This window comes from Collimonas sp. OK242 (assembly GCF_900107095.1).
GTDB lineage: Bacteria > Pseudomonadota > Gammaproteobacteria > Burkholderiales > Burkholderiaceae_D > Collimonas.
Genome location: NZ_FNOR01000001.1, coordinates 126,056 through 150,852, shown reverse-complemented (window position 1 = coordinate 150,852; position 24,797 = coordinate 126,056). Strand labels below are relative to the sequence as shown.

Sequence of the window (24,797 nt, the reverse complement as noted above, 5' to 3'; positions counted from 1 at the left end):
CCGGTCCAGCTCATTTTTCATCGGGTAATATGACAAGAACTTTAGCTCGATAGCAACGAGCCGTAAAGCAAATTGCGAAGCTGACATCTACCTATGCAATAGGTAGATAGGCAGATAGGCAGATCGCATCGAAAATAATTTTGGAGAAAAAATGTCCTCATCACACGCCAGCTTCCACTGGGACGATCCGCTCTTGCTGGAGCAGCAGCTCAGCGGCGATGAACGCATGTTGCGCGACAGCGCAGCTGCCTATGCCCGCGACATGCTGGCGCCGCGGGTGCTGATGGCGTTTCGCCAGGAGCAAACCGATACCGCGATTTTCCGGGAAATGGGTGCGCTCGGCATGCTCGGCGCGACGATTCCGGAAGAATACGGCGGCGCCGGCCTGAATTACGTCAGCTATGGCTTGATTGCCCGCGAAATAGAACGCATCGATTCCGGCTACCGCTCGATGATGAGCGTGCAAAGCTCGCTGGTGATGCTGCCGATTTTTGAATTCGGCAGCGAGGCCACCAGGCAAAAATACCTGCCCCGACTGGCCAGCGGCGAGCTGATCGGCTGCTTCGGCCTGACCGAACCGGATCATGGCTCCGATCCCGGCAGCATGGTCACGCGCGCAAGCAAGGTCGACGGCGGCTACCAGATCTCCGGCAGCAAGATGTGGATCACCAACAGCCCGATTGCCGACGTGTTTGTGGTCTGGGCCAAGGATGATGAAGGCGCTATCCGCGGCTTCGTTCTTGAAAAGGGCTGGAAAGGCCTGTCGACGCCGGTCATCCAAGGCAAGGTCGGTTTGCGTACTTCCATCACCGGTGAAATCGTGATGGACCAGGTATTCTGCCCTGAGGAAAACGCCTTCCCGGATGTGCGCGGCTTGAAAGGCCCGTTCACCTGCCTCAACTCGGCCCGCTACGGCATTGCCTGGGGTGCGCTGGGCGCAGCGGAATTCTGCTGGCATGCGGCGCGCCAATACACCATGGATCGCAAGCAGTTCGGCCGGCCTCTGGCCGCCAATCAGCTGGTGCAAGTCAAGCTGGTCGACATGCAGACCGAGATCACGATGGCGCTGCAAGGCTGCCTGCGACTCGGGCGCATGAAGGACGACGGCAGTGCATCGGTCGAAATCACTTCCATCATGAAACGCAATTCCTGCAGCAAGGCGCTCGCGATTGCGCGCGTTGCGCGCGACATGTTGGGCGGCAACGGCATTTCCGATGAATACGGCGTGATCCGCCATCTGGTCAATCTGGAAGTGGTCAATACCTACGAAGGAACGCAAGACGTGCATGCACTGATTCTGGGGCGGGCGCAAACCGGGATAGCGGCATTTGCCAACTGAATCACTCTTAAGCCACGTCAATATGTCCATGTAAAGCCCTGAAAATGTTTTTTTGCCGCCGCAGTTCGTTAGCGGGCGGCATGGGCAGTACGGCTGCATTGCAGATAGCTGCGGCGGCCCCTATGATCTGAGCGCATCGGCAAGGCATAAGCCCATCTGCGCGACCTACTGAGATTTGATCCAGGGAGAAACGGAAAATGAAAACCATACTGACGCTAGTCGCCGCCGTGCTGCTGACATCCACCGCCCCCTCCTTCGCGGCAGACCAGCAAGCCGAGCTCATCAAACAAGCCCAAACCGCAGCGACCGCATGGATGTCGCTAACCGATGCCGGCAAGTACGGCGAGAGCTGGGAGCGTGCAGGTACGTTCTTTAAGACCGGCATCGCAAAAAACACATGGGAAACCGGCATCCGTTCGTTAAGGGCGCCGCTTGGTCCGGTCAAGGCACGTGAGCTCAAAAGCAAGGAATATGCGACTACCTTGCCCGGTGCGCCCGATGGCGAATACGTGGTGATCCAGTACGAAACACAGTTCGAAAACAAAAAATCCGCAGTTGAAACCATCACGCCTATGCGTGAAAAAGACGGCAGCTGGAAAGTTTCAGGCTATTTCATTCGTTAACGGGAATGGAAGGTAATAGCAGGGAATAGTAGGAAACAGCAAAAGCGAAGTATGGAAGCAGCAGATGGTTGCAGACGGGGCAAACCGGAAGGAATAGTGATTGACAGCGTTGCGGCCTTGGCGGCTCAGCTTAACCCCAGGATCCGAAAGCCACCTCGTGAGGGCCTCGAAATCTCTTAATGCAGGGTGCCTTGTGGGCAAATCTGGACATAACCAGAATTCTTTCGCGCAGATGACAGCGTAGATCCGTCCGTGCGCATACTGAATACCATCGAATGTATTCGGTGTAATTCTTCGTAAGACGGGTATTATTGGCAGCGCCAATCACCACATCTCCAATACACACAGTGTTACAAGAATGGAATATCATGTCCACTCACAAATTCGTATGCACCATAGCAGTTTGTTATATAGCGCAAGGTGCGCACGAGACAGCACTCTGTTTTGATATAAGACCATGATCCGTTTCAGACAAATCGAAGCCTTCCGTTCACTCATGATTTCCGGCACCAGCGTGGCCGCCGCCCGCCGTATGCATGTGACCCAGCCGGCAATCAGCCGGCTGATCGCCGATTTAGAGGCAGACCTCGGTTTCCGTCTGTTCAACCGCGCCAAAGGCCGCCTGGAACCGACCAACGCCGGGGTGCGTTTTTATAAGGCGGTTGAAGAAAATTTCCTGGGACTGGAGCGGCTGATGCAAGTGGCCGGCAGCATTCGCCATGAAGCGCCGGAAGGCCTCTCCATTGCCTGCCTGCCGGTGTTATCCACCACTTTGCTGCCCGAGATATTGCAGCGCTTCTTTAAACAGCATCCGGATGTCTCAGTCAAGATCGATAGCTGCACCGTGCCCGAAATCCTGGTCAGCCTGCAAGACCTCAAGGTCGACATGGCGTTGAGCCTGGCGTTTCCGCCATTTGCCGGCATCGAGGTCGAGCCGATCATGGAGGCAACCGTACTGTGCGCCATGCTGGCGACCCATCCCCTGGCGCAAAAAGAAATCATCCTGCCGGAAGATCTTGACGGCGAAAACGTGATCGGCTGGATGCCCAACAGCGCGCAATCCTATGACCGCGAATTATCGACATTGAAATCGTCCGAGATCCGTCCCAATTACACGATTCAGACGCACACCTCGCACACCCGTTACGCCATGGTTGCGAATGGTTTCGGCGTGGCTATCGTGGAGCCGTTTGCCGCCAAGATCTGGCGCCCTCACGGCGTCATCACGCGCCCGTTCAAGGCCGACATCACTTACAAATACGTACTCGCCTACCCAAGCGGCGGCATCCGCTCGGAACTGGGCCATGACCTGCGCGAGGCGGCTTTGCACGTTGCAAAGAACTATGGTTTCGGCCTGTAGCACAGCCTAAGGCCTGCTGACTTAGCTGGCAGGCAAGACGATGGTCGCCACCAGGCCGCCATCGGCGTGGTTGCGCAACTGCAGCTCGCCGCCATGCGCTTGCACGATATTGCGTGCGATACCCAAGCCCAGTCCCATGCCGCCGGCGTTCTGGTCGCGGCCATGCTCCAGCCGGGTGTATGGATCAAACAAGCTGTGCAAGGCTTCTTCAGGTACGCCGGGGCCGTGATCGCGAATCCGGATCCGGATTTGCTTGCCTGACTCGTCTGTCATCGCAGTCACCGCGATTTCGACTTTTTCACCGTAGTGCAAGGCGTTGTCGAACAAATTGCCGATAGCGCGCTTGAGCGCCAGCGGCTTTGCCATCACCGTCAATCCCGATTCGCTGAACGCCACTTCATGCCCCGCCATGCGGGCGTCGCGGATCATGCGCAAGACCAGCCCATCAAGCTTTACCTCGGTGCGGTTTTCATGGATATCGCTGTCCTTGACCGATTGCAAAGCGCCTTTCACCATCATGTCGAGCTCATCCAGGTCTTCATGGAACTCGCCGCGCAACTGCTCGTCGTCCAGCAATTCGGTACGCAGCTTCAGGCGCGTAATGGGCGTCCGCAAATCATGCGAGATAGAGACAAACAAACGCTCGCGATCATCCAGATAGCGTTTGATGCGCTCGCGCATGGCGCGGAAAGCGCGCGCGGTCTTGATAAATTCGCGGCTGCCGGTTTCCGGCAGTTCCGGCGCTGTCTCGCCTTTGCCGAATGCTTCGGCGGCGTCCGATAGCGCCGCCAGCGGGCGCGTGGTCCAGCGCACCACCAGGATCGACAGCAATAGCACGGTGGCCAGCGACACGCCTTGCAACAGCAAGCGTTCCGGCGACAAGGGATTATCGCTATCAAGGAAATAAGGGTTAGGCATCAGAGCCGCCAGGTATAGCCAGTTGCCAGGTTCAAGCTCGGTCTGGATCACCAGCACCGGCGCCGGATTCGGCTTGATCAGCAGCGTGTGCTGGACCCAGCTGTCCGGCAGGTCCGCAACCTGCAGACCTTCGGGCGACACCATCAGATCGCCGGGCCAGGCAAACGCCAGGCGGAATCCGGGCAGGAAAGGCAGATCGGTTTTCAGTGTCGCGCCGATATCGGCCAGCGCCATGTTGGCCAAGGCATTATCGGCAATCTTGTGGATGGCGACGGGGCCGTCGTTGGTATTCACGAAAAATCGGGTGCCGCCCATTTCACGTAATTGCTGGATCAGGATCGGCCGATAGTTTGCCGGCAAGCTCATGAAAAAACGGATCGCGCTGGCCGCGGTGTGGGCCAGATGCTGGGCCGCGGTTTTGGTTTCGACTTCCGCCTTGCTGCGTAACTGCGCAGACCAGATCAAGCCGCCGGCCAATTGCGTCACCAGCACGCCGAACACCATGACTACCGACAGCCGCCCCAGCAAGGTATGCGGCAACAGCCAGGACAGCAGCTGATTATATCTGGCTGACCAGCTACGCCTGGGCGCCGCTTCAGATTTGCGCAGCGGCCACATCGGCAGAGAATACATAACCGGCGCCGCGCACCGTCTTGATCAAATGCGGATCTTTGCCGCCGTCGTTCAGGCGCAAGCGCAATTTGCTGATCTGCACATCCAGCGAACGGTCCAGCGGCCCGGCATCGCGGCCACGGGTTTCTTCGCACAACACGCCGCGGTCGAGCACGTCGCCCGGGTGCTCGACAAAGTATTTCAGCAATTGATAATCGAGGCCGGTGAGCGCCACCAGTCGGCCGTCCGGATCGCTCAGGGTGCGTTCCACCGTATCCAACGTAAAGCCGACAAAGCGGTAGTAGCGCGGCGCGACTGCGCTGTCTATGCCGCTGCGGCGATGGATGGCCTTGATCCGCGCCAGCAGTTCGCGCGGGCTGTAGGGCTTGGCGATATAGTCGTCGGCGCCGAGTTCCAGGCCGACCACCCGGTCGGTCTCATCGGAGCTGGCGGTGAGCATGATGATCGGCACGTTGGAACGGCGCCTGACCGTTTTGCACAAGGCAAAACCGTCGGTATCCGGCAGCATCACATCCAGGATCACCAGCGACAGCTCGTCCGCATAGCGCTGGAACTCTGCCAGGAACGCTTCGCCGTTATGCGCCAGGCGCACTTCATACTGATTTTTTTCCAGATAAGCTTTTAACAGCACCCTGGTTTTCTGGTCGTCGTCGACAATCAATATCTTGCGCATTTGGGCCTATTCCTGCTTACCTGTTTTCGACAAGGACCTGGCAATGCTCGCCAGCTTGCGCTGGATATCGCTTTCGGCCATCTTGTCGTCCATGAAATAACGATGCACTTCAGCCACGATGGCGTCTTTCGCGGTTTCGTCGGCGGCCATGCGATGCACCAGGCTCGGCGCCTGGAATGCACTGCCCTTGCTGAACGCGCTCCACGAGGCGCGCGCGCAGCTATCCATTTTCGACAGATCCGGAGAGCGCCACGCCGGGATCGCACCCTTGGCTTGATTGTAAGCGGTTTGCACCGGCTGCGACATGATCAGCTGCGCCAGCTTTTCCTGCGCCGGCTGATGCGAATAGTCGCCGGCGAACATGGCCAGGGTGTCGACGCTGTACAGATGATAGTCTGCAGTCCCTGGCAGCGCGACGCAAGAAAAATCCTGATCGGTGGTCAAGCCCCAGGCCAGCAACTCGCCCTTGGCCCAATCGCCCATTACAAACATGGCGGCGTCGCCGCTGGCCAGCTGCCGGGTCATGTCCGGCCACGGGCGCTCCTTGAGCGGCGCCGGCATCCATTCCTTGAGCGCCCGCAGGCGCTGCAACGCATGGGTCATGCGGGCGTCGCCAAATGCGCCTGGATTCAGATCGACGAACAAAGAACGGTAATAAGCAGGGCCGCTTTCGGCCAGCACCAGCGCTTCAAACAAGGTCGCGACCTGCCAGGCCTCGCTGCTTTGCGCGAGCGGGGTAATGCCGGCATGCTTGAGTTTTTCCGCCACCCGGTCGAATTCAGCCCAGGTCCTGGGGGCCGCTAAACCGAGCCGGTCAAAAATCTTCTTGTTATAGAACAGATTGTTGATGCGGTGTATGCCCAGCGGCACCGCCACCACATGGCCACGATTATGCACCAGCGACCACACGGTGGGAAACAATAGTTTTTGCCAGTTGCCCGGCGCGGCAATATCGTCCAGCTCCAGCAGCAAGCCGAGATCGGCCCACTCGCCGAACACTATCCCGTTGAGCTGGGTGGCTTCAGGCGCTTTACCTGCAAGCACCATGCTCTTGAGTACCTTGCTGGCGCCAAGACCGGCGCCGCCAGGAATTGCCAGATCGCGCCATTGAATATTTTCTTCGGCAAGTTTGCTTGCCAGCACGTCAACCGCCTTGCGCTCCCCGGCGGAGGTCCACCAGTGCACCACCTGCAATGCCGCGGCGGCCTGGCTCGCGGGAGAGAGCGGCGCCATGGTGGCGGCATCGGCCGTGCTGATCGTGTATTTGAATAAATAAAGTACTGCCAGGAGTACGATCCAGCTGCGAGAACTTGCAGCCCGGGCTTTCGCGTCCCCCCTGTTATTCGCGTGTCGCTTATCAATCATCTAGCGCCTTGTTGATATTCTTATAAATGCTTGTTCCGTCTCCCGCATCGCGTGTGACTATAGCGCAAGTCCGCTGCACAACGTTAACGCTCTTCTCGTTTTGTAAAGAAACGTAAGTTTTCGTAATTTTATCTATAGTTCAGGAAGGGCCGTATCACCGGCAATCGATCCCGCGGCCGGATGAAGAAACAATAATCGGTGGCTTGCACTGTAAAGATATGTAATCGACAAAAATCATGAAATTTAATTTTTACCAATAAAATCAATTACTTAAACAAATTATCAAGATAGATTGCAACTAAGATGGCAGCACATTTTTTATGATGCTAATGTCTGTTCGCGGCACTTTAATCAGCATCGAGCTCCAGAAAGAGCCGCATTAAAGAAGCAGTTGAGACCCCAAGCGATAAAATCCAAGCCATAAAAATCCAAGAGGAGACATTGATGCAAACCATCAACCGAATTCGCACTATCCGCAATGCCGTACTGATCGCCCTGGCGACCGTTGGCACGGCACAAGCCGGCACGCTGACGATTGAAAGCTGGCGCGTCGATGACAAGACCTTGTGGGAAACCGTGCTGATCCCGGCTTTCCAGAAAAAAAATCCTGGGATTGAAGTCAAATTTGCGCCCACCGCTCCTACCGAATACGACTCCAGCCTGACCGCCCGCCTGGCCGGCGGCACCGCGGGCGATCTGATCGCCTGCCGCCCTTTCGACGTGTCCTTGTCTTTGTACAAGAAGGGCAACCTGGAAAAACTGGATGGCAAACCAGGCATGGAACACTTCCCTGCTTCGGCCAAGACGGCTTGGCAAAGCGATGATGGCAAAGACACGTTCTGTATGCCGATGGCCTCGGTGATCCACGGTTTCCTGTACAACCAGAAGATTTTCAAAGACCTGAACCTGCAAGCGCCGAAGACCGAGGCCGAATTCTTCAAGGTGCTTGACGCCATCAAGAGCAACGGCAAATACGCAGCGCTGGCGCTGGGCACCAACGACCAGTGGGAATCCAGCCAGATTATCTTTACCGGCATCGGTCCCAACTACTGGAAAGGCGAAGAAGGCCGCAAGGCGCTGATCGCGGGCAAGGAAAAATTCACCGATCCCAACTTCGTCAACGCCTTTGAATATGAAGCCAAGCTGGGTAAATACCTGTCCAAGGGCGCCAGCTCGCAAACTTACGGCGACAGCCAGAATCAGTTTGCACTGGGCAAGGCAGCGATCTATCCTGCCGGCTCCTGGGATATCGCCTACTTCAACGACAATTCAAAAATCTCGATGGGTGCGTTCCCGCCGCCGGTGCCTAAAGCCGGTGACAAATGCTATATCTCCGATCACAACGATATCGGCATGGGCGTCAACAAGAAATCCAAGAACAAGGAAGATGCCTACAAATTCCTGGCCTGGCTTGGCTCGCAAGAATTTGCCGACATCTATACCAACAGAGTCACCGGCTTTTTCTCGCTGTCGGATCATCTGATCTCGGTCAAGGACCCGGTTGCCAAGCAGATGATCGACTGGCGCAAATCCTGCTCGTCGACCATCCGCCTCAACGCGCAAATCCTCAACCGCGGCGAACCAAGCATGGAAAACCAGCTGTGGAACGTGAATGCCCAGGTTCTCAACGGCAAACTGGCGCCCAAGGAAGCTGCGGCGCAAATCCAGGCCGGTTTCGCCAAGTGGTATAAGCCGCAACAGTAAGCTTGTTGCCAGCATTGCAATAATGCCATCTGTTGGCGCGGGCGGGGTTGCAGATCGCCCCCCCCCCCGCCCTTTGCCGACAAGCTGGCAGGTGTAGATTCTCCAGAGTAGTACTACACTTGCAGCCAAGGCCTGCCGCCAAGGCAGGTCCGTGAAGAACGGCACTGACACAAAAATAAGCCGTCATCACGTCCATGGTCCGCTCAGCGGGGCCGTAGCGGCTGTCACGATCTCCCCCGTGACAGTCGTTGCGCCCCCGGGCGAACTGCGTTTCTTGCACTCAAAGAAAACCGGTATGTATCTTCAAAAAAAGAGATTCCCCTGGCACATCGCGATATTCCTGGCGCCAGCAGTCATCATCTATTCCATGTTCAGCGCGCTGCCTTTATTGGATACCCTGCGCCTGGGCTTTTATACCAGCAACGACGCCGGCGTCCACAGTTTCGTCGGCCTCGCCAATTACCACACCATCCTGTTCGATTCGGACTGGTCCAAGGCATTCTGGAACGCCATGCTGAACAACCTGAAATTTTTCGGGATTCACATGCTGCTGCAAAATCCGATCGGCCTGCTGCTTGCCACGCTATTCAGCCTCAAGGGCCTGCGCGGCGCCCGCACCTACCGCACGCTGATTTTCCTGCCGACCCTGCTGTCGGTGGTGATCATCGGCTTCATCTGGCAACTGATCCTGTCGCCGCTGTGGGGCGTCGGCGAAGGCTTGATGACGCATGTCGGCCTGGGCGACTATTTTGCGCCATGGCTGGGACAAGAAAGCAGCGCGCTGCTGACCCTGGGCCTGATCTCGGTCTGGCAATACGTCGGCATCCCGATGATGCTGATCTATGCGGCCCTGCTCGCGGTGCCGGAAGAAGTGCTGGAAGCGGCGTATGCCGAAGGCGCCAGTTCGTTCCGTATTTTCTGGCAGATCAAGCTGCCGCTGATTCTGCCGACGCTGGGACTGGTGACTATCCTGACTTTTGTCGCCAATTTCAATGCCTTCGACCTGATCTATTCGGTCAAGGGAGCGCTGGCCGGCCCTAATTACAGCACCGACATCCTGGGCACCTTCTTCTACCGCACCTTCTTCGGTTACCAGGCGCAGATCGGCAGCCCGACCATGGGAGCCGCAGTGGCAACCCTGATGTTCCTGGTAATCCTGCTCGGCGTTGCCAGCTATTTCTATTTCGTGCAGCGCAAGCTGACACGCTACGAACTGTAACGAGGACCGCTCATGACATCCATTTCCTCGCTCTCTCCAGTCGCAGCTGCGCCGATTGTCCGCCCTAGCCGGCTTGCCAACCTGGGCCGCATCTGGGTCCACGTGGTGCTGTGCGCCTATGCCGTGATCGCGCTGTTTCCGATTGCCTTGATCCTGATCAATTCGATCAAGTCGCGCGACGCCATCTTCGATAACCCGCTGGCGTTCCCGACGCCGGAGTCGTTTTCCCTGATCGGCTTTGAAAAGGTATTGCACAACACTAATTTCATGCTGTACTTCGGCAACAGCCTGGTGGTCACCTTGGGTTCCCTGCTGCTGATCGTGCTGTTCGGCGCGATGGCTGGCTGGGCCTTGTCGGAATACAAATTCCGCGGCAACCGCCTGATGGCGCTGTATCTGGCGCTGGGCATCATGATTCCGATCCGGCTCGGCACTGTCTCCATCCTGCAACTGGTGGTCGGCCTCAACCTGATCAACACCCGCAGTGCGCTGATCCTGGTGTATACCGCGCAAGGCCTGCCGCTGGCGGTGATGATACTGTCTGAATTCATCCGCCAGATTCCCAAGGAATTGAAGGATGCGGCGCGCTGCGACGGCGTCGGCGAGTTCAAGATCTTCTTCCAGATCATCCTGCCGCTGATCCGCCCGGCGATTGCCACGGTAGCCGTATTCACCATGATTCCGGCCTGGAATGACTTGTGGTTCCCGCTGATCCTGGCGCCTTCGGATGAAACCAAAACCGTCACCCTCGGCGTGCAGCAATTCATCGGCCAGTACGTGACCGACTGGAATTCGGTATTGGCTTCACTGTCGCTGGCCGTGATTCCTATCCTGATCATGTACGTAATATTCTCCCGGCAATTGATTCGCGGCCTGACTTCCGGCGCCGTAAAGTAGACATCAAGTAAAACACAGCAGAAGACGAGACATTCCATGGCAAACGTAAGCGTTAAGCAAGTCACCAAATCGTATGACGGCAAGCAGAACGTGCTGGCCGACCTCAACCTGGAAATCAAGGATGGCGAATTCGTCGTGCTGGTGGGCCCTTCCGGCTGCGGCAAATCAACCCTGCTGCGCATGTTGTGCGGGCTGGAAAGCATCACCAGCGGCGAGCTGGCTATCGGCGACCGGGTAGTCAATCATTTGCCGCCGGCCGAACGCGGCATTGCGATGGTGTTCCAGAGCTACGCCTTGTATCCGCATATGACGGTGTACAAGAACATGGCCTTCGGCCTGAAGATCGCCGGCGCCGACAAGGCCGCCATCGACCAGCGTATCCGCCACGCAGCCGGTATCCTGAAAATCGATCACCTGCTGGACCGCTTGCCGCGGGAACTGTCGGGCGGCCAGCGCCAGCGCGTCGCCATCGGCCGCGCCATCGTGCGCAAGCCGAAACTATTCCTGTTTGACGAGCCGCTGTCCAACCTGGATGCCGCATTGCGGGTCCAGACCCGGCTCGAAATCGCCAAGCTACATAAACAACTGGAAGCCACCATCGTCTACGTCACCCACGACCAGGTCGAGGCCATGACATTGGGCGACAAGATCGTGGTGATGAACGACGGTTATATCCAGCAAGCCGGTTCGCCGCTGGAGCTGTACCAGCGCCCGCAAAACCTGTTCGTCGCGACCTTTATCGGTTCGCCGAAAATGAATCTGTTCAGCGGCACGGTGGCGGCGGTCGAGGCTGACTGCCTGAGAATCAAACTCAGCAGCGGCCAGGAAATCCGTGCCGACGTGAGCGCCGGAAGCAGCAAGGCCGGCGATGCCGTCACGGTTGGACTGCGGCCTGAACATATTCTGGAAAACGCGCATAGTGGTGAAGTGTTCAGCGGCAAAGTCAGCATCGTCGAACATCTGGGTGAAGCCAACTTCATCTACGTCACGCTGCAGGATGGCCAGGATCTGCTGGTGCGCGGCGACGGCAACAACCCGGTGCATATCGGCGACAGCGTCACCTTGTCGGCGCCAAGCAACGCTTTCCACGTATTCGACGCCCAGGGCCTGGCGTTGGCAAGGTTGAAACCAGGAAATATGATTTCATCTAAACAATGATGATGCGGATCCACGATAAACTATGCAGCTTCAAAAAAAGGCGTGGGAGTTGAATTGAATACAGCGTACGAATATCTGATCGGCGTCGACGGCGGCGGCACCAAAACCCACATCCGCATCGAACGCCCGGATGGCAGTCATGTCGCCGACGGCAGCAGCGGACCATCGGCGCTGATGCATGGCGCCGGCAAGGCCTGGGACGCCATCGTCGCGGCGCTGGATAGTGCATTTCAGAGTGCCGGCATCAGCCGCCCGCCGTTGCAGGCGATTGCAGCAGGTTGCGGCTTGTCGGGTGTTAACAACCCGCTGTGGGCCGCGCAATTTACTGAGCAGAATCCTGGCTTCGGCGCGCTTGCGATTGGCACCGATGCCTTCACCACCTTGTTGGGCGCGCATTTAGGCCAGGCCGGCGTGGTGGTAGCGATCGGCACCGGCAGCGTCGGCGAAGTCTTGCGGTCGGATGGCAGCCGCAGCGAGGTCGGCGGCTGGGGTTTCATCACCGGCGACGAAGCCAGCGGCGGCTGGATCGGCCTGCGCGCAGCCAATCATGTGGAGCGCGTGCTGGATGGCCGTGCCGCAGGAGGGCCGCTGGCCAGCGCCATCGTCCGTTTCTGCGGCGGTGGTGAAACCTGCAGCGCCGGCGAAAACCGGGAGCGCGTGCTGGCCTGGGCCAACAGCGCCAATCAAAGCCTGTTTGCGCAACTGGCGCCGCTGGTAGTAGCCCACGCCGGACAGGATGAAGCCGCGCTCGCCATCTTGCGCAAGGCGGGCCATGAAATCGCCCAGATCGCCAGCGCGCTCGATCCTTCGCAGCAATTGCCGATCGCCCTGTGCGGCGGCCTCGCCGGCCCGCTGCATGCCTATCTGCCGGAACCGCTAAAATCCCGCGCGATTACGCCGCGCGCCAACGCCGCAACCGGCGCCTTGCTGCTGCTGCGCCAGCAGCTCGAAGCAGAGTCTGTAGGAGAAACGAGATGAGTAGCAGCATGAGCAGCAACACGGGTAGCGATACGACGCAACTGCATGGCAACGTCTTGACTACCGGCGGCTGGGTTGCCGGCAGCATAGGCTTCAGCGACATGATCACCGAAATCCGCGGCGATGCGCTGGAGCACGCGCCGGCCGACGGCGATTATATTTTGCCGGGCTTTATCGATTTGCACGTCCACGGCGGCGGCGGCAAGGACATCATGGAAGCCGGCGACGCGGTGCATGTGGTCTCGCGCCTGCACGCGCAGCATGGCACCACCAGCATGCTGGCCACCACCATGACCGCACCGGCGGAAGAACTGGAAGCAGCGCTGGGCGCGATCGGCCGCGCTTGCCGCGGCCGCCGCGCAGGTAGCGCGCGGGTGCTGGGCGCGCATCTGGAAGGCCCTTATATCAATCCCGGCAAGCTCGGTGCGCAACCCGATTTTGCGATCGCCGCGACGTTGGAACAGGTAGATTGGCTGCGCAGTTTTGCGCCGTTGAAACTGATCACCATCGCGCCGGAAATCAATGGCCACATGGCGTTGGTGAAAACCTTGTCCAAACTCGGCATGCGGGTGCAGATCGGCCATACCCTGGGTACTTATGAAGATGGCGTGGCGGCCCTGAAAAATGGCGCGGCCGGGTTTACCCACCTGTTCAACGCCATGAGTTCATTTCATCATCGGCAGCCGGGCATGGCCGGCGCCGCCCTGGCCCACGCCGAATATGCCGAACTGATCCCGGATCTGCTGCATGTCCATCCGGGCGCCATCAAGACCGCGCTGCGGGCGATTCCGCGCCTGTATTGCGTCACCGATTCCACCGCCGCCTCCGGCATGCCGGACGGCGAGTACATGCTGGGACGCCAGGTTGTCCATAAATGCCTGGGCGGCGTCCGCCTTGGCGACGGCACGCTGGCCGGCAGCACCCTGACCATGGACCAAGCCTTGCGCAACCTGGTTTCGCTCGGCCTGGAAATAGCCGAGGCGTCGCTGCGCGTCTCCACCTATCCGGCCGACTATCTCGGCATGCAGGAACGCGGCCGCCTCAAGGAAGGCTGCTTCGCCGACATTCTGGTGCTGGATCGCCAGCTCAAACTCAAAGCCGTATATGTAGAAGGAGAAAGAATTGACCTCGCTGATGCTTAAAGAAGCCCGCTCGGCGGCGGAATATGTTGCCTTGCTGCTCAGCCAGGATAGCGACCGCTACGCACAACTGGGGCAATGTCTCAGGGCCGCACCGCCGTCGACCATCCTGACGGTGGCGCGCGGCAGTTCTGACCATGCCGCCAATTATTGCGCCTATCTGATCATGGCGCGCCTGGGCCGGATTGTCGCCTCGCTGCCGCTATCGCTGGTGACCCTGAACAAAGCGCCGCTGCTCGCCCGCAACGCGCTCGCCATCGCTATTTCGCAATCGGGCCAAAGCCCTGACGTGATCGAACCTATCCGTTATTTCCGGGACAGCGGCGCCACCACCGTGGCGCTGGTGAACGACGCCGCATCGCCGCTGGCCGCTGCCGCCGAATGGACCATGCCCTTGCATGCCGGCGCCGAACTGAGCGTAGCCGCCACCAAGAGCTTTATCGCCAGCCTGGTTGCCGCCGCCAGACTCACTGCGCATTGGCAAGACGACGCCGCATTCCTGGCCGCCATCGACGCCCTGCCGCAGGCGTTGAGCGCCGCCGCCCAGCTCGACTGGGCACCCGCCATCGAAGTACTGGCGCCCTCCTCGCGCATCATGGTGGTGGGCCGCGGCATCAGTTTGCCGCTGGCCTTGGAATCGGCATTGAAGTTCAAGGAAACCTCGGCCATCCAGGCCGAAGCCTTCAGCGGCGCTGAAATCAAACATGGTCCCATGGCCTTGATCGACGAAGGCTATCCGCTGTTGATCTTCGCAACGCGCGGACCGACCCAGGCCGGTTTGCTCAAGTTGGCCGAAGAAATGCGCGGACGCGGCGCCAAGGTGCTGCTGGCAGCGCCGGACGATGTCGCCGCACGCGACCTGACCTTGCCGGTCGCCGCTGCTCCGGATCTCGATCCGATCGTGGCAATCCAGGCTTTCTACGTCATGGCGGCACAGCTGGCGGCGGCGCGCGGCATGGATCCTGACCAGCCGCGGCATTTGAGTAAAGTGACCAAAACGCAGTAGCTCGACTCGCTTGAGTTGCTGTCCGCAGTGGATGCGATATCTCGGATAAACTAAGAGGCTATCGCAACACTCGGAAGCCACATGCAAAATATCCAGCCAGTAGAATTAGCCAAAGCCTATCGCCTGCTCAATCACGGCCCCACCACCATCGTCACCAGCGCGCATGCCGGCGTAAATAATGTGATGGCGGCGGCGTGGGCGATGCCGTTGGATTTCAATCCACCCAAAGTCTTGGTAGTGATCGACAGCAGCACCCTGACCCGTGAACTGGTGGATGCGTCAGGCGAGTTCGCCTTGAATATTCCGACACGGGCATTGGCTGAAACCACGCTGGCGGTAGGATCGAGCTCGGGCCGCGATGGCGACAAATTTTCCGCACTCGATATCGCGACATTTCCATCCGAGAAAATTGCTGCACCGCTAATCTCGGGTTGCCTGGCATGGCTGGAATGCAAGGTGATTCCCGAGCTGCACAACCAGCAGCGCTACGATCTGTTTATCGCCGAGGTAGTCGCCGCCTGGGCCGATGCGACGGCCTTTTCGGCAGGCCGCTGGCATTTCCCGGCCGACGCTCAACGGTCGCTGCATTATTTGTCCGGCGGCGCATTTTTTGCCACCGGCGAAGCATTCAATGTCGAACTAAAGACGTAACGAGGATTCAATTCCCCGCAGACAAGGAATCAGCCGTAATCGACGCGGATTTTCAACTTCGCTCAGACCTTTTTAATACCTGATTGATATTGGCTTAATCTGACCTAGCATTCAGTTTAGCGTGCGTGTTCGCACGCCATAACGCGCTGCTCAAACGATAGGACAATAGGAGGAGTCAAGACAAAATCGCCGGCCAGACAGCGCTTCACCGATGACGAAGGAGGAATCCCATGAAATTCATAACGACGTTCTCTTGGAAACCTGACCCGAAGATCCGCGAGGAAAGTATTGCCCGCTTCAAAAAGACTGGCGGACTACCGCCAAAAGGGGTCACGTTGCTGGGACGCTGGACAAATGTCGATTTAAGCGGCGGCTTTGATCTGATTGAGAGTGACGATCCAAAGGCCATCGCGGAGTTTTCATTGATGTGGAACGACCTGATGGAACTAACGACGGTCCCTGTTCTTGAAGATGAAGCGCTGGCTGCGGTATTGCAGCGCTTCGGCGGCTAAAAGGCAGTGTTCAAATTGGCGCAAGCGCCCGTTGGCGGGACGAATTGATAAAATCCTGAAGAATGAGTCCCGATCGCGGGCGCGAACTGGCGCAGCATGAATGCGCCGGATCGCCGGCATTTTCCGATGTGCAACAACGGTCGCGCCCTATACGACAGACGCCATCGTCTTTGTTACCACGAAGTATTTAACGTCGAGCTGGAGATGAAGCGATCGTTCAGCCCCATGGCGGCGCCGGCATCATCCGCGCCCGATGAACGGCATATTGGTCGCCATCACCGTCATGAACTGAACGTTCGCATCCAGCGGCAAACTAGCCATGTACAGCACTGCATTGGCGACATTTTCAACTGACATCGTCGGTTCCACGGCGATCTGGCCGTTGGCTTGCAAGATGCCCTGCTCCATCCGTTCAGTCATGTCGGTGGCGGCATTGCCGATATCGATCTGGCCGCAGGCGATATTGTATTTACGGCCGTCCAGCGAGGCCGACTTGGTAAGGCCCGTAATGGCGTGCTTGGTCGCGGTATAAGCCACCGAGTTGGGCCTTGGCACATGGGCCGCGATCGAGCCGTTATTGATGATGCGGCCGCCGCCCGGCGTTTGCGCCTTCATGATGCGGAACGCTTCCTGCGTGCACAGGAAAGCACCGCTCAGATTGACATCGACGGACGCCTTCCATTGCGCGAAATCGACATCTTCCAGCGACGCCGACTTGGTAAAAATGCCGGCATTATTGAACAGCAGATCAAGCCGGCCGAACCGTTCCCTGATTTTTTCAAACAGCGCCTTGACCGATGCCGGATCGCTGACATCCGCAGGCACCGGCAAGGCATGTGCGCCCAGCGCCCCTGCTGCGGCCAGTGTTTGCTCCAGTGCCGCGATGCGGCGGCCCGCCAGCACCACGCTGTAATCATTGCGCAGCAAGGCCAGAGCGATGTGCTTGCCGATGCCGGAACCCGCGCCTGTGACCAACGCGACTTTTTTCGTTATTGCCATATCGTGTACCCCTTGACCGGTTTTTCCACATTGATTTTCTACATTCACTTCCCTCATTTTAACGGCGTTTCCGTGCAAGGCCGGCATCGCCTGAACACGTCGCACAAACTTGCAATATTCAAATCATTGGCCTATATCGTCGGCGTTGGCGAACTGTCGTTCGTGGCGGCGCAGGTGAATAGCCGGTTGATTATTTATCCGGCGGAGATATTCATGTTCATCGGCTTGATTTATTTTGTGCTGTGTTCGGGACTGGGCCGGTTCGCGGATCGGGCTGCGGCGTATTTTCAGGCCACTACCACCTGAGTGCGTCCCAGGCTCGAACTACCGCCCTTCTTCACCACGATCTCCACATCGCGCCCGAGGCGATTCAGGCATTCAATCATCTTTGCCTGGCTGATGCCCCTGAATTTTCCGCGCAACATTTCTGAGAGTTTAGGCTGCGGCATGCTCAGCAAGTCGGCCGCGCGCTGCTGAGTCAGATGCCGGCTCTTGACGATCTGTGCGATCTGGTGCGCCAGCTTGGCCTTGATCAACATTTCATCGGCATCGGGGAAGCCGAGATCGGCATAGGGATTGTCGCTGCCCATTTCTATATCGATACCGTTAATAGTGACTTTCTGATTCACTCTCCACTCCTTTGCATTGCGATGACAGTTTTCAATCGGGCCCGAATCAGATCCATATCAGGCCGGGGGTGTGGCGCTACCGCTAACGGATTTTTTCTGAAAGCAATGCAACACGTAAAGCGCCTCGGCATAGCGCACCGTGTATATGGCTCGATACGTATCCCCCTGGCGGTCTTCCACTATTTCCAATACGCCAGCGCCGCCAAAACCTTTCAACGGTTTAGCCTGATCATGCTTGCCTCCGGCTTGGGCCAAATGCAGCGCATAACCAAAAGCGGCCTGCACTTCCATTGGCATCCCTGTCAGGTCTTTTTTCGCCGAACCTACCCAGCGTAGCGGCCTCGTAAAAGCAGACATCATAAATTATACCCAAATATAGATAAACGCGTGGCATGGCCTCATCACGACGCAGATAGATGAACGGATTGACTAAGCTCAAATCGGATTTATACTGTATATATGTACAGTATAATGTTTCTCCGCTTATGCTTTCACCTAATATCATTTCGTCATGCCCATGCCTGCCAGCGCCCCATCCAGCATTTCCGCCGCCGCCCAATCGGTCGTTGCGACTTTGCCGCATGCCTTGTGGCGCGCCGACCAGATGGGCTCTTACCAGGGCGCAGTCACCGCTTCCGGCCATCCATCCCTGGACCGCGAGTTGCCGAATGGCGGCTGGCCGCATTCGGCATTGATAGAGCTGTTGTTGCAACAAGCCGGCAGCGGCGAAATACGTTTGTTGCAGCCGGCGCTGGCGCGCATTGCCCGGCAGCGCCGGATCGTCTTGCTGCAACCGCCGCATTTGCCGCAGATCGGCGCCTGGAACGCCTGCGGCCTGGCCAGCGAGCAACTGCTATGGATCAAGGCTGTACGCAGCGCCGATGCATTGTGGTCGGCGGAACAGGTGTTGCGTAACGGCAGTTGCGGCGCGCTGCTGTTGTGGCAGTCGCACATCCGGGGCGAGGCTTTGCGTCGTTTGCATCTGGCAGCCCAGGCCAGCGACACCATGTTGTGGGTGTTGCGTCCGCTCAACGCCGCCCACGAATCCTCGCCATCGCCTTTACGCCTGAGCTTGCGGCCGGCGCGCGGCGGCGTCGAAATCCAGCTGCTCAAACGCAAAGGACCGCAACACGAACAAGCGTTTTACCTGCCCCTGCCGGCAGTCATCCCCGGGACTGATCCGGCCGCCGCTGTTCCGCTCACTCCGCTCAACTCTTCTACCGTACGCAATCATGGCTCTCTGGATAGGCATACATCTGCCGCTGCTAGCGCTGGAAACATTGCGCCCGCGCTGGTCTGAGCCCTGCATGCTCGCGGTTCTGGAGCATGACCAGGTGCTGACCATGACCGCCAGCGCGGCTGCCAGCGGCATCCGGCCGGGCATGCGCCGCGGCGGCGCGCTGGCGCTGGCGCCGCAGGCGTTGCTATGCGAGCGCGACCCGGCGCGCGAACAAGGCGCGCGCGACGATATCGCGCTGACCCTGCTGCAATACACGCCGGAAGTGGCGCATGCCGAAGAAGATTCGCTGCTGCTCGATGTCAGCGCCAGCCTGAGCGCTTTCGGCGGCCGGCTGGCGCTATGCCATCGCATCCGCGCGAGTATCCAGGCACTTGGATTCACGCCGCGTGTCAGCATGGCGCCGACGGCGCAAGGGGCATGGCTGCTGGCTTGCGAATTGCCCCGTGCTAGCCGCCATTCACCGAATTCAGCCCGGCAACGCCGCAGCTTGCGCTTAGCCAGCCTGCAGCGCCGGCTGGACCGCTTGCCGTTCATGATCTTGCCGGCGGCGCGTCCTTACCAGGAATGGCTGGCGGGCATCGGTTGCCAGACCCTGGCCGACTTGCGCAGATTGCCGCGCGCGGGCTTGCAGCGGCGCAGCGACAAACACGTCCTGGAAACCCTGGATCGCGCCTACGGCACGGCGCCGGAAATGTTTGAATGGGTGCAGGCGCCGCAAACATTCTGCGCCTGGCTGGAACTGCCAGACCGCATCGAACATGCCGAAGCAGTGCTGTTTGCTGCACGCCGCCTGATCCTGCAAATGATCGGCTGGCTGGTGGCCCGGCAACTGGCGGTGTCGCGCTTTTCACTGTCGCTGGAACACGAGCGCGGCCGCCAGGCAATCGCCCCCACGCCATTGGAAATCTCACTGGCCGAACCGGCCTGGCATGAAGAGCATCTGCTGCGCTTGTTAAAGGAACGGCTAGGCCGGCTGCAACTCGATGCACCCGTGATCGCCCTGCGCTTGCAGGCATCGCAGGTAGCCGCAATGCTGGCGCCGACTGCTTCGCTGTTTCCCGAACCGGGCGGCACGCCCGGCGCATATGCGCGCTTGCTGGAACTGTTAAGCGCACGGCTCGGCAGTGACAATGTGCTGCAACCGGCCGCGCTGGCCGATCACCGGCCGGAAATCGCCAACGCCTGGCAAGCTGCGACTGACAACAAGCGCCGCCAGGCGCCGGAGGAAACGCCGCGGCGGATCCAGCCGCAGCGGCCATTCTGGCTTTTGCAACAACCGCTAGCCCTGTTGTTGCGCCAACACCGGCCGTTTTATGGTTCGCCTCTGCGCCTGCTGTCAGGGCCGGAGCGCATCGAATGCGGCTGGTGGGATGGCGCCGCCACCGTACGCGATTATTTCGTCGCAGAAAGCGCAGAAGCCGCTTGTTATTGGATATACCGAGAGCGCAGCGGCGATGAAATCCGCTGGTTTCTGCATGGCTTGTTTGCCTGATGTGCGGGTAATTTCAAGGGTAATGTAGATATGGACGAAAATTTCCCCGCAACCTCGCTGCCGCCTGTTTCTCCAGCCATGCTGCCAGAATATGCTGAGCTGCAATGCGTCTCGAATTTCAGTTTCCTGCGCGGCGCCTCGCATCCGGAGGAACTGGTAGAGCGTGCCGCCCAGCTCGGTTACAAGGCGCTGGCGATTACCGATGAATGCTCGCTGGCCGGGGTAGTCCGGGCGCACATGGAAGCCAAGAAACATCAGCTTTCGCTGTTGATCGGCAGCCAGTTCCAGCTGCATGAGGCCGATGGCAGCCCGGCCTTTTCCCTCATCGCACTGGCGCAAAATCGTGAAGGCTACGGCAATCTGTCGGAACTCATCACCCTGGCGCGCAACCGCGCCGGCAAAGGCCATTATCTGCTCACGCCGCAGGACCTGGAGATGCCAGACAGCGTCAACGCCCATCTGCGCCAGCTGCCCGATTGCCTGCTGATCCTGTTGCCCGCGCATGGTATCGATAGCGCAACGCTGACACGCCAGGCGACATGGCTAGGCAGCACGTTTCCTGGCCGCGGCTGGATCGGCCTGACCATGTTGCATCAGGCCGGCGATGAGCGGCAACGCGCCGTAGTTGAACAAGTCGCGCAGGGACTCGGTTTGCCGGTAGTTGCCAGCGGCGACGTTTGCATGCACCGCCGCTCGCGCAAACCGCTGCAAGATACCCTCACTGCGATCCGGCTCGGCAAGCCTGTCGCCGCCTGCGGTTATGCGCTGGCGCCGAATGCCGAACAGCATCTGCGCGCCAGGCTGCGGCTGGCCAATTTATATCCGGCCGCTGCCCTGGCCGAAACCATCGCGATAGCCGATTCGTGCAGCTTCTCGCTGGATGAGCTGCGCTATGAGTATCCGGATGAGATTGTGCCGCCGGGATATACCCCGGCCAGCTATCTGCGCCAGCAAACCTATATCGGCGCGCGCGGCCGCTTCTCCGATGAAATTCCGGCTGCGGTGCAAAAACAGCTGGAAGACGAACTGGATCTGATCCATGAACTCGGATACGAAGCTTATTTCCTGACGGTCTACGACATTGTCCAGTTTGCCCGCCGACAAGGGATCTTGTGCCAGGGCCGCGGCTCGGCGGCCAACTCGGCGGTGTGTTACTGCCTCGGCATTACCGAGGTCGATCCGGCGCAAAGCACCTTGCTGTTCGGCCGCTTCATCAGCCGGGAGCGCAATGAACCGCCTGACATCGATGTTGACTTCGAGCATCAGCGACGCGAAGACGTCATCCAGTATATCTACAACAAATACGGCCGGCGCCGTGCCGCCCTCACCGCCGTGGTCATCAGTTATCGGCCGCGCAGCGTCTTGCGCGATGTCGGCAAAGCGTTAGGCGTCGATCCCGGCCTGGTTGATCAGGTCGCCAAATCGCAGCGCTGGTGGGACGACAAGCAGCAGCTGCAACAGAATTTCAGCGAGCTTGGCATGGCGGCAAACACGCCGATTGCAGAACAATGGGCCGATCTGTCGCATACGCTGATGGGATTTCCACGTCATCTGTCGCAGCATCCGGGCGGCTTTGTGATTGCGCGCGGCAAGCTGTCGCGGCTGGTGCCTATTGAAAACGCCGCCATGAAAGACCGCAGCGTAGTGCAATGGGATAAGGACGACCTGGATTCGCTGCGCATACTCAAGGTCGATGTGCTGGCGCTGGGCATGCTGTCGATGCTGCGGCGGGCGCTGGCGATGGTGGCGCTGCAACGCGGCGAACCTTTCGAAATGAGAGACATCCCGCGTGAAGATCCGGCGACTTATGAAATGATTCGCCGGGCCGACACCATAGGCGTGTTCCAGATCGAAAGCCGGGCCCAGATGAGCATGCTGCCGCGCCTGCGCCCGGCCAAATTCTACGACCTGGTGATCCAGGTCGCGATCGTCAGGCCAGGGCCGATTCAGGGCGGCATGGTTCATCCTTATTTGCAAAACAGGAAAAAAGATCCTGACGACATCGTCTATCCCAGCGATAAATTGAAGAAGGCGCTGGAACGCACTCTCGGCATCCCGATTTTCCAGGAACAGGTAATGCAGATCGCCGTCATCGCGGCCGGCTTTACCGAAGGCGAGGCCGACAGCCTGCGGCGTTCGATGGCAGCCTGGAAGCGCAAAGGCGGCCTCGAAAAATTCGAACGTAAGCTGATCGACGGCATGGTCAACAATCACTATCAGGAAAGTTTCGCCAAGGCCATCTACAGCCAGATCCAGGGCTTCGGCGAATACGGTTTCCCCGAAAGCCACGCGGCCAGTTTCGCTTTGCTGGCCTATGCCAGTTCCTGGCTCAAATGCCACGAACCCGAAGCTTTCCTGGCGGCGCTGCTGAACAGCCAGCCGATGGGATTTTATTCGCCGTCGCAACTGGTGCAAGACGCACGCCGGCATGGCGTCGCAGTGCTGCCGGTCGACATCAACTTGAGCAACTGGGAGGCCACGCTGGAGCCGACATCGGCCAGCCGGCCGGCGGTGCGGCTGGGACTCAACCTGGTACGCGGCCTGAACTTCGATAATGCGCAGGAAATTGAAGCGGCGCGCGCAGTGCGTGCGTTCACCGATCTCAACGACATGGCCTTGCGCAGCGGCTTGAAGCGCGATCAGTTGCAGGCGCTGGCGGCCGCCAATTCGCTCGCCCCGCTGGTCGGCAATCGGCGCCAGGCGCTGTGGCAGGCGCTGGTCAGCACGCCGGAAAAAGGCTTGCTCAAGCAGGCCCGGGTGGTGGAAGAAGAACTGTTGCTGGCCGCACCTTCGGAAGGAGAAAACCTGGTCAACGATTATGGTGCGCTAGGTTTGACCCTGGGCCGCCATCCGCTGGCGCTGCTGCGTCCGCGCTTAAACGCCCAGCGCTTCATGGCGGCCGAGGTGCTGAACACATTCGGCAACGGCCGGCTGGCCAGGGCTTGCGGCATCGTCACGGTGCGCCAGCGTCCAGGTACCGCCAAAGGGGTGGTGTTTGTCACCCTGGAAGACGAAACCGGCACCGTCAATGTCATCGTCTGGCCGGACCTGGCCGACCGCCAGCGCAAGGAATTGCGCGGAGCGGCGCTGATGGGCGTGAACGGCATCTGGCAATCCCAGGACGGCGTCAGGCATCTGGTCGCCAAGCTGTTAATCGATATGTCACCGATGCTGGGCAAGCTAGGGACCAGCAGCCGCGATTTTCACTGATAACGCCGAAGTTAATGCGTTGGCGGTTTTGCGTGCGGTTTTTCGTGGGGCATCTCCAGATGATCAGGATGCAGATCGAGCATCTGATCGATACCGGCGCCAGGATCCTCGCTGCCATCGTCCTGAAACTCTACCAAACGCTGCCGCGCGCTGTCATCCTCAGCCGCCAGGCCGCGCTTGCGCTGCCAGCGCATCGCCATCAGGGCGCCCGCGCCGAGCAGCGCCAGGCAAAGCGCCGGAATCAGCAATGGCATCCGGCACCATGCCGGCTCCTTCGTCAACTGATCTTCGGACAACTCGGTTTGTGATTGCATGATGGGCCTCCGCATTTTTATTTAGAGTCAATCCGTGGTCTCTGCCGGCAGATAAAGGCAATCAAATGTCCCAATGACGGCGCCATGCCGGCGCCACTTTGGGATGGACTTCCACGCTCTCTATCAGCTTAAAAAAAGCAGGCCGCATCCGTTCCAGATGTAACCGTGCTCCCGACCATTTGGACACCACGGCAGCCAGCAGATCCAGCGCGCCCGGCGTTGCGCCGTTCAAGAATGGCGACGCGGAATAAGTGTCAGAATAAGTGTCGGCAAAAATTTCCCAATAGCTGTGCAAGCGCTGCCGCGCACCTTCTCGGATTTGCTCTTTCACGGCATCATCGGCATCGATACACCAACGCTCAGGAAAATCGATTACGCCGATTGCGGCATAACAGTTCGCGGCGATAAACACCAGGCCTCTGATCGCTTGCGCGCGCGGGTTTGGGTCGACAGGCAAGAGCCGCGCAGATGGATGAGCCAGCCCGAGATGCAGCAGAATCGCCGCGCTTTCAGTCAATATACTGCCATCCGGCAGCCGTAAGGTGGGAATCTGCCTGAGGGGGTTCAAACGTTGCAACTCGTCGACTGCCGAGCCGGGCTCCCAGGAAGCCGCGTCAACCAGACGGTAAGGCAGTTCAGCCAGCTCCAATGCAAGTTCCACTGCGGCAGAACCGGAGCCCTTGAAACCATACAAAGTGTACATGCGCCCTGCTCAATCTATCTATCGGAGAATAAATT

The 24,797-nt window shown here is 59.0% G+C and carries 22 protein-coding genes and 2 pseudogenes; 16 read left to right on the top strand and 8 right to left on the bottom strand.

Translation table 11 applies throughout. The annotated features are described in order from the left end of the window. The first annotated feature begins 151 nt into the window (after window positions 1-151). The 3 genes from BLV81_RS00670 (at window position 152) to BLV81_RS00660 (ending at window position 3,322) form a co-directional block, all read left to right on the top strand. Window positions 152-1,339 (top strand): acyl-CoA dehydrogenase, encoded by a 1,188-nt coding sequence (locus tag BLV81_RS00670; protein ID WP_092351394.1) that lies wholly within the window; start codon window positions 152-154, stop codon window positions 1,337-1,339. A 197-nt stretch (window positions 1,340-1,536) separates the two neighbouring features. Then, the gene (locus tag BLV81_RS00665) at window positions 1,537-1,962 is read left to right on the top strand and encodes a DUF4019 domain-containing protein (RefSeq protein ID WP_092351392.1); all 426 of its coding nucleotides are present in this window, start codon (window positions 1,537-1,539) and stop codon (window positions 1,960-1,962) included. Between the two features lie 457 nt (window positions 1,963-2,419). Further along, on the top strand, window positions 2,420-3,322 hold the full coding sequence (locus BLV81_RS00660) for a LysR substrate-binding domain-containing protein (protein ID WP_092351390.1): 903 nt from the start codon (window positions 2,420-2,422) through the stop codon (window positions 3,320-3,322). A gap of 21 nt (window positions 3,323-3,343) precedes the next feature. Here the strand turns inward: BLV81_RS00660 and BLV81_RS00655 are convergent, their stop codons facing one another. Genes BLV81_RS00655 through BLV81_RS00645 form a run of 3 tightly spaced genes read right to left on the bottom strand, consistent with a single transcriptional unit; the run spans window position 3,344 to window position 6,911 of the window. Then, on the bottom strand, window positions 3,344-4,858 hold the full coding sequence (locus BLV81_RS00655; protein ID WP_092351388.1) for an ATP-binding protein: 1,515 nt from the start codon (window positions 4,856-4,858) through the stop codon (window positions 3,344-3,346). Continuing rightward, a complete protein-coding gene (locus tag BLV81_RS00650; protein ID WP_092351386.1) occupies window positions 4,836-5,546 on the bottom strand; it encodes a response regulator in 711 nt (236 codons plus the stop codon). The genes BLV81_RS00655 and BLV81_RS00650 overlap by 23 nt, the downstream gene beginning before the upstream one ends. 6 nt (window positions 5,547-5,552) lie before the next feature. After that, window positions 5,553-6,911 (bottom strand): ABC transporter substrate-binding protein, encoded by a 1,359-nt coding sequence (locus BLV81_RS00645; RefSeq protein WP_092351384.1) that lies wholly within the window; start codon window positions 6,909-6,911, stop codon window positions 5,553-5,555. Between the two features lie 444 nt (window positions 6,912-7,355). On the opposite strand from BLV81_RS00645, the gene BLV81_RS00640 reads away from it, so the two are divergent. The 9 genes from BLV81_RS00640 (at window position 7,356) to BLV81_RS00600 (ending at window position 16,175) form a co-directional block, all read left to right on the top strand. Beyond that, on the top strand, window positions 7,356-8,615 hold the full coding sequence (locus tag BLV81_RS00640; RefSeq protein ID WP_092351381.1) for an ABC transporter substrate-binding protein: 1,260 nt from the start codon (window positions 7,356-7,358) through the stop codon (window positions 8,613-8,615). Window positions 8,616-8,910: 295 nt separating this feature from the next. Further along, window positions 8,911-9,834: a carbohydrate ABC transporter permease gene (locus BLV81_RS00635; protein WP_092351379.1), complete on the top strand. Its 924-nt coding sequence runs from the start codon at window positions 8,911-8,913 to the stop codon at window positions 9,832-9,834. 12 nt (window positions 9,835-9,846) lie between these two features. Further along, window positions 9,847-10,731 (top strand): carbohydrate ABC transporter permease, encoded by an 885-nt coding sequence (locus BLV81_RS00630; RefSeq protein WP_092351377.1) that lies wholly within the window; start codon window positions 9,847-9,849, stop codon window positions 10,729-10,731. Between the two features lie 36 nt (window positions 10,732-10,767). Beyond that, window positions 10,768-11,889, top strand: coding sequence for an ABC transporter ATP-binding protein (locus tag BLV81_RS00625; RefSeq protein WP_092351375.1), 1,122 nt, complete (start codon window positions 10,768-10,770; stop codon window positions 11,887-11,889). 54 nt (window positions 11,890-11,943) lie between these two features. Further along, on the top strand, window positions 11,944-12,867 hold the full coding sequence (locus BLV81_RS00620) for a glucosamine kinase nucleotide-binding domain-containing protein (protein ID WP_092351373.1): 924 nt from the start codon (window positions 11,944-11,946) through the stop codon (window positions 12,865-12,867). Then, window positions 12,864-14,009 (top strand): N-acetylglucosamine-6-phosphate deacetylase, encoded by a 1,146-nt coding sequence (nagA, locus tag BLV81_RS00615; RefSeq protein ID WP_255364838.1) that lies wholly within the window; start codon window positions 12,864-12,866, stop codon window positions 14,007-14,009. The genes BLV81_RS00620 and nagA overlap by 4 nt, the downstream gene beginning before the upstream one ends. After that, the gene (locus BLV81_RS00610; RefSeq protein ID WP_255364837.1) at window positions 13,990-15,012 is read left to right on the top strand and encodes an SIS domain-containing protein; all 1,023 of its coding nucleotides are present in this window, start codon (window positions 13,990-13,992) and stop codon (window positions 15,010-15,012) included. The genes nagA and BLV81_RS00610 overlap by 20 nt, the downstream gene beginning before the upstream one ends. A gap of 81 nt (window positions 15,013-15,093) precedes the next feature. Beyond that, a complete protein-coding gene (locus tag BLV81_RS00605) occupies window positions 15,094-15,663 on the top strand; it encodes a flavin reductase family protein (RefSeq protein WP_092351371.1) in 570 nt (189 codons plus the stop codon). A 230-nt stretch (window positions 15,664-15,893) separates the two neighbouring features. Next, complete coding sequence (locus BLV81_RS00600; protein WP_092351369.1) at window positions 15,894-16,175, top strand: DUF3303 domain-containing protein; 282 nt, start codon at window positions 15,894-15,896, stop codon at window positions 16,173-16,175. 240 nt (window positions 16,176-16,415) lie between these two features. On the opposite strand, the gene BLV81_RS00595 is transcribed toward BLV81_RS00600, so the two are convergent. Then, entirely contained in the window at window positions 16,416-17,174 is a 759-nt protein-coding gene (locus tag BLV81_RS00595) for an SDR family oxidoreductase (protein ID WP_092351367.1), read from the bottom strand. A 123-nt stretch (window positions 17,175-17,297) separates the two neighbouring features. Between BLV81_RS00595 and BLV81_RS00590 the strand changes: the two are divergent. After that, window positions 17,298-17,480 (top strand): annotated as a pseudogene (locus tag BLV81_RS00590) (amino acid ABC transporter permease); the annotation flags it as partial. Here BLV81_RS00590 and BLV81_RS00585 read toward each other — a convergent pair. Together BLV81_RS00585 and BLV81_RS00580 are read right to left on the bottom strand one after the other, a co-directional pair. Further along, window positions 17,462-17,764: a helix-turn-helix domain-containing protein gene (locus BLV81_RS00585; RefSeq protein WP_092351741.1), complete on the bottom strand. Its 303-nt coding sequence runs from the start codon at window positions 17,762-17,764 to the stop codon at window positions 17,462-17,464. The pseudogene BLV81_RS00590 and the gene BLV81_RS00585 sit on opposite strands and share 19 nt — an antisense overlap. A gap of 35 nt (window positions 17,765-17,799) precedes the next feature. Beyond that, window positions 17,800-18,160 (bottom strand): annotated as a pseudogene (locus BLV81_RS00580) (type II toxin-antitoxin system RelE/ParE family toxin). Window positions 18,161-18,320: 160 nt separating this feature from the next. Here BLV81_RS00580 and imuA point away from each other — a divergent pair. Genes imuA through BLV81_RS00565 form a run of 3 tightly spaced genes read left to right on the top strand, consistent with a single transcriptional unit; the run spans window position 18,321 to window position 23,745 of the window. Beyond that, the gene (imuA, locus tag BLV81_RS00575) at window positions 18,321-19,103 is read left to right on the top strand and encodes a translesion DNA synthesis-associated protein ImuA (protein WP_369823773.1); all 783 of its coding nucleotides are present in this window, start codon (window positions 18,321-18,323) and stop codon (window positions 19,101-19,103) included. Continuing rightward, entirely contained in the window at window positions 19,036-20,535 is a 1,500-nt protein-coding gene (locus BLV81_RS00570; protein ID WP_092351363.1) for a Y-family DNA polymerase, read from the top strand. Before imuA ends, BLV81_RS00570 begins: the two co-directional genes overlap by 68 nt. A gap of 30 nt (window positions 20,536-20,565) precedes the next feature. Beyond that, window positions 20,566-23,745 (top strand): error-prone DNA polymerase, encoded by a 3,180-nt coding sequence (locus tag BLV81_RS00565; RefSeq protein WP_092351361.1) that lies wholly within the window; start codon window positions 20,566-20,568, stop codon window positions 23,743-23,745. 11 nt (window positions 23,746-23,756) lie between these two features. On the opposite strand, the gene BLV81_RS00560 is transcribed toward BLV81_RS00565, so the two are convergent. Next, the gene (locus tag BLV81_RS00560) at window positions 23,757-24,059 is read right to left on the bottom strand and encodes a hypothetical protein (RefSeq protein WP_092351359.1); all 303 of its coding nucleotides are present in this window, start codon (window positions 24,057-24,059) and stop codon (window positions 23,757-23,759) included. 61 nt (window positions 24,060-24,120) lie between these two features. Then, window positions 24,121-24,762 carry a glutathione S-transferase family protein gene (locus BLV81_RS00555; protein ID WP_092351357.1) on the bottom strand — a complete coding sequence of 214 codons (642 nt, stop codon included), beginning with the start codon at window positions 24,760-24,762 and terminating at the stop codon, window positions 24,121-24,123. Between the last annotated feature and the right edge of the window lie 35 nt (window positions 24,763-24,797).

Bases quoted from the DNA above. Each gene is read 5' to 3' on its own strand.
- BLV81_RS00655 (WP_092351388.1), bottom strand. From the start codon at position 4,858: ATGTGGCCGCTGCGCAAATCTGAAGCGGCGCCCAGGCGTAGCTGGTCA.
- BLV81_RS00640 (WP_092351381.1), top strand. From the start codon at position 7,356: ATGCAAACCATCAACCGAATTCGCACTATCCGCAATGCCGTACTGATC.
- BLV81_RS00660 (WP_092351390.1), top strand. From the start codon at position 2,420: ATGATCCGTTTCAGACAAATCGAAGCCTTCCGTTCACTCATGATTTCC.
- BLV81_RS00630 (WP_092351377.1), top strand. From the start codon at position 9,847: ATGACATCCATTTCCTCGCTCTCTCCAGTCGCAGCTGCGCCGATTGTC.
- BLV81_RS00650 (WP_092351386.1), bottom strand. From the start codon at position 5,546: ATGCGCAAGATATTGATTGTCGACGACGACCAGAAAACCAGGGTGCTG.
- BLV81_RS00635 (WP_092351379.1), top strand. From the start codon at position 8,911: ATGTATCTTCAAAAAAAGAGATTCCCCTGGCACATCGCGATATTCCTG.
- BLV81_RS00600 (WP_092351369.1), top strand. From the start codon at position 15,894: ATGAAATTCATAACGACGTTCTCTTGGAAACCTGACCCGAAGATCCGC.
- BLV81_RS00585 (WP_092351741.1), bottom strand. From the start codon at position 17,764: ATGGGCAGCGACAATCCCTATGCCGATCTCGGCTTCCCCGATGCCGAT.
- BLV81_RS00555 (WP_092351357.1), bottom strand. From the start codon at position 24,762: ATGTACACTTTGTATGGTTTCAAGGGCTCCGGTTCTGCCGCAGTGGAA.
- BLV81_RS00560 (WP_092351359.1), bottom strand. From the start codon at position 24,059: ATGCAATCACAAACCGAGTTGTCCGAAGATCAGTTGACGAAGGAGCCG.
- BLV81_RS00670 (WP_092351394.1), top strand. From the start codon at position 152: ATGTCCTCATCACACGCCAGCTTCCACTGGGACGATCCGCTCTTGCTG.
- BLV81_RS00570 (WP_092351363.1), top strand. From the start codon at position 19,036: ATGGCTCTCTGGATAGGCATACATCTGCCGCTGCTAGCGCTGGAAACA.
- BLV81_RS00665 (WP_092351392.1), top strand. From the start codon at position 1,537: ATGAAAACCATACTGACGCTAGTCGCCGCCGTGCTGCTGACATCCACC.
- imuA (WP_369823773.1), top strand. From the start codon at position 18,321: ATGCCTGCCAGCGCCCCATCCAGCATTTCCGCCGCCGCCCAATCGGTC.
- BLV81_RS00605 (WP_092351371.1), top strand. From the start codon at position 15,094: ATGCAAAATATCCAGCCAGTAGAATTAGCCAAAGCCTATCGCCTGCTC.
- BLV81_RS00625 (WP_092351375.1), top strand. From the start codon at position 10,768: ATGGCAAACGTAAGCGTTAAGCAAGTCACCAAATCGTATGACGGCAAG.
- BLV81_RS00645 (WP_092351384.1), bottom strand. From the start codon at position 6,911: ATGATTGATAAGCGACACGCGAATAACAGGGGGGACGCGAAAGCCCGG.
- BLV81_RS00565 (WP_092351361.1), top strand. From the start codon at position 20,566: ATGGACGAAAATTTCCCCGCAACCTCGCTGCCGCCTGTTTCTCCAGCC.
- nagA (WP_255364838.1), top strand. From the start codon at position 12,864: ATGAGTAGCAGCATGAGCAGCAACACGGGTAGCGATACGACGCAACTG.
- BLV81_RS00595 (WP_092351367.1), bottom strand. From the start codon at position 17,174: ATGGCAATAACGAAAAAAGTCGCGTTGGTCACAGGCGCGGGTTCCGGC.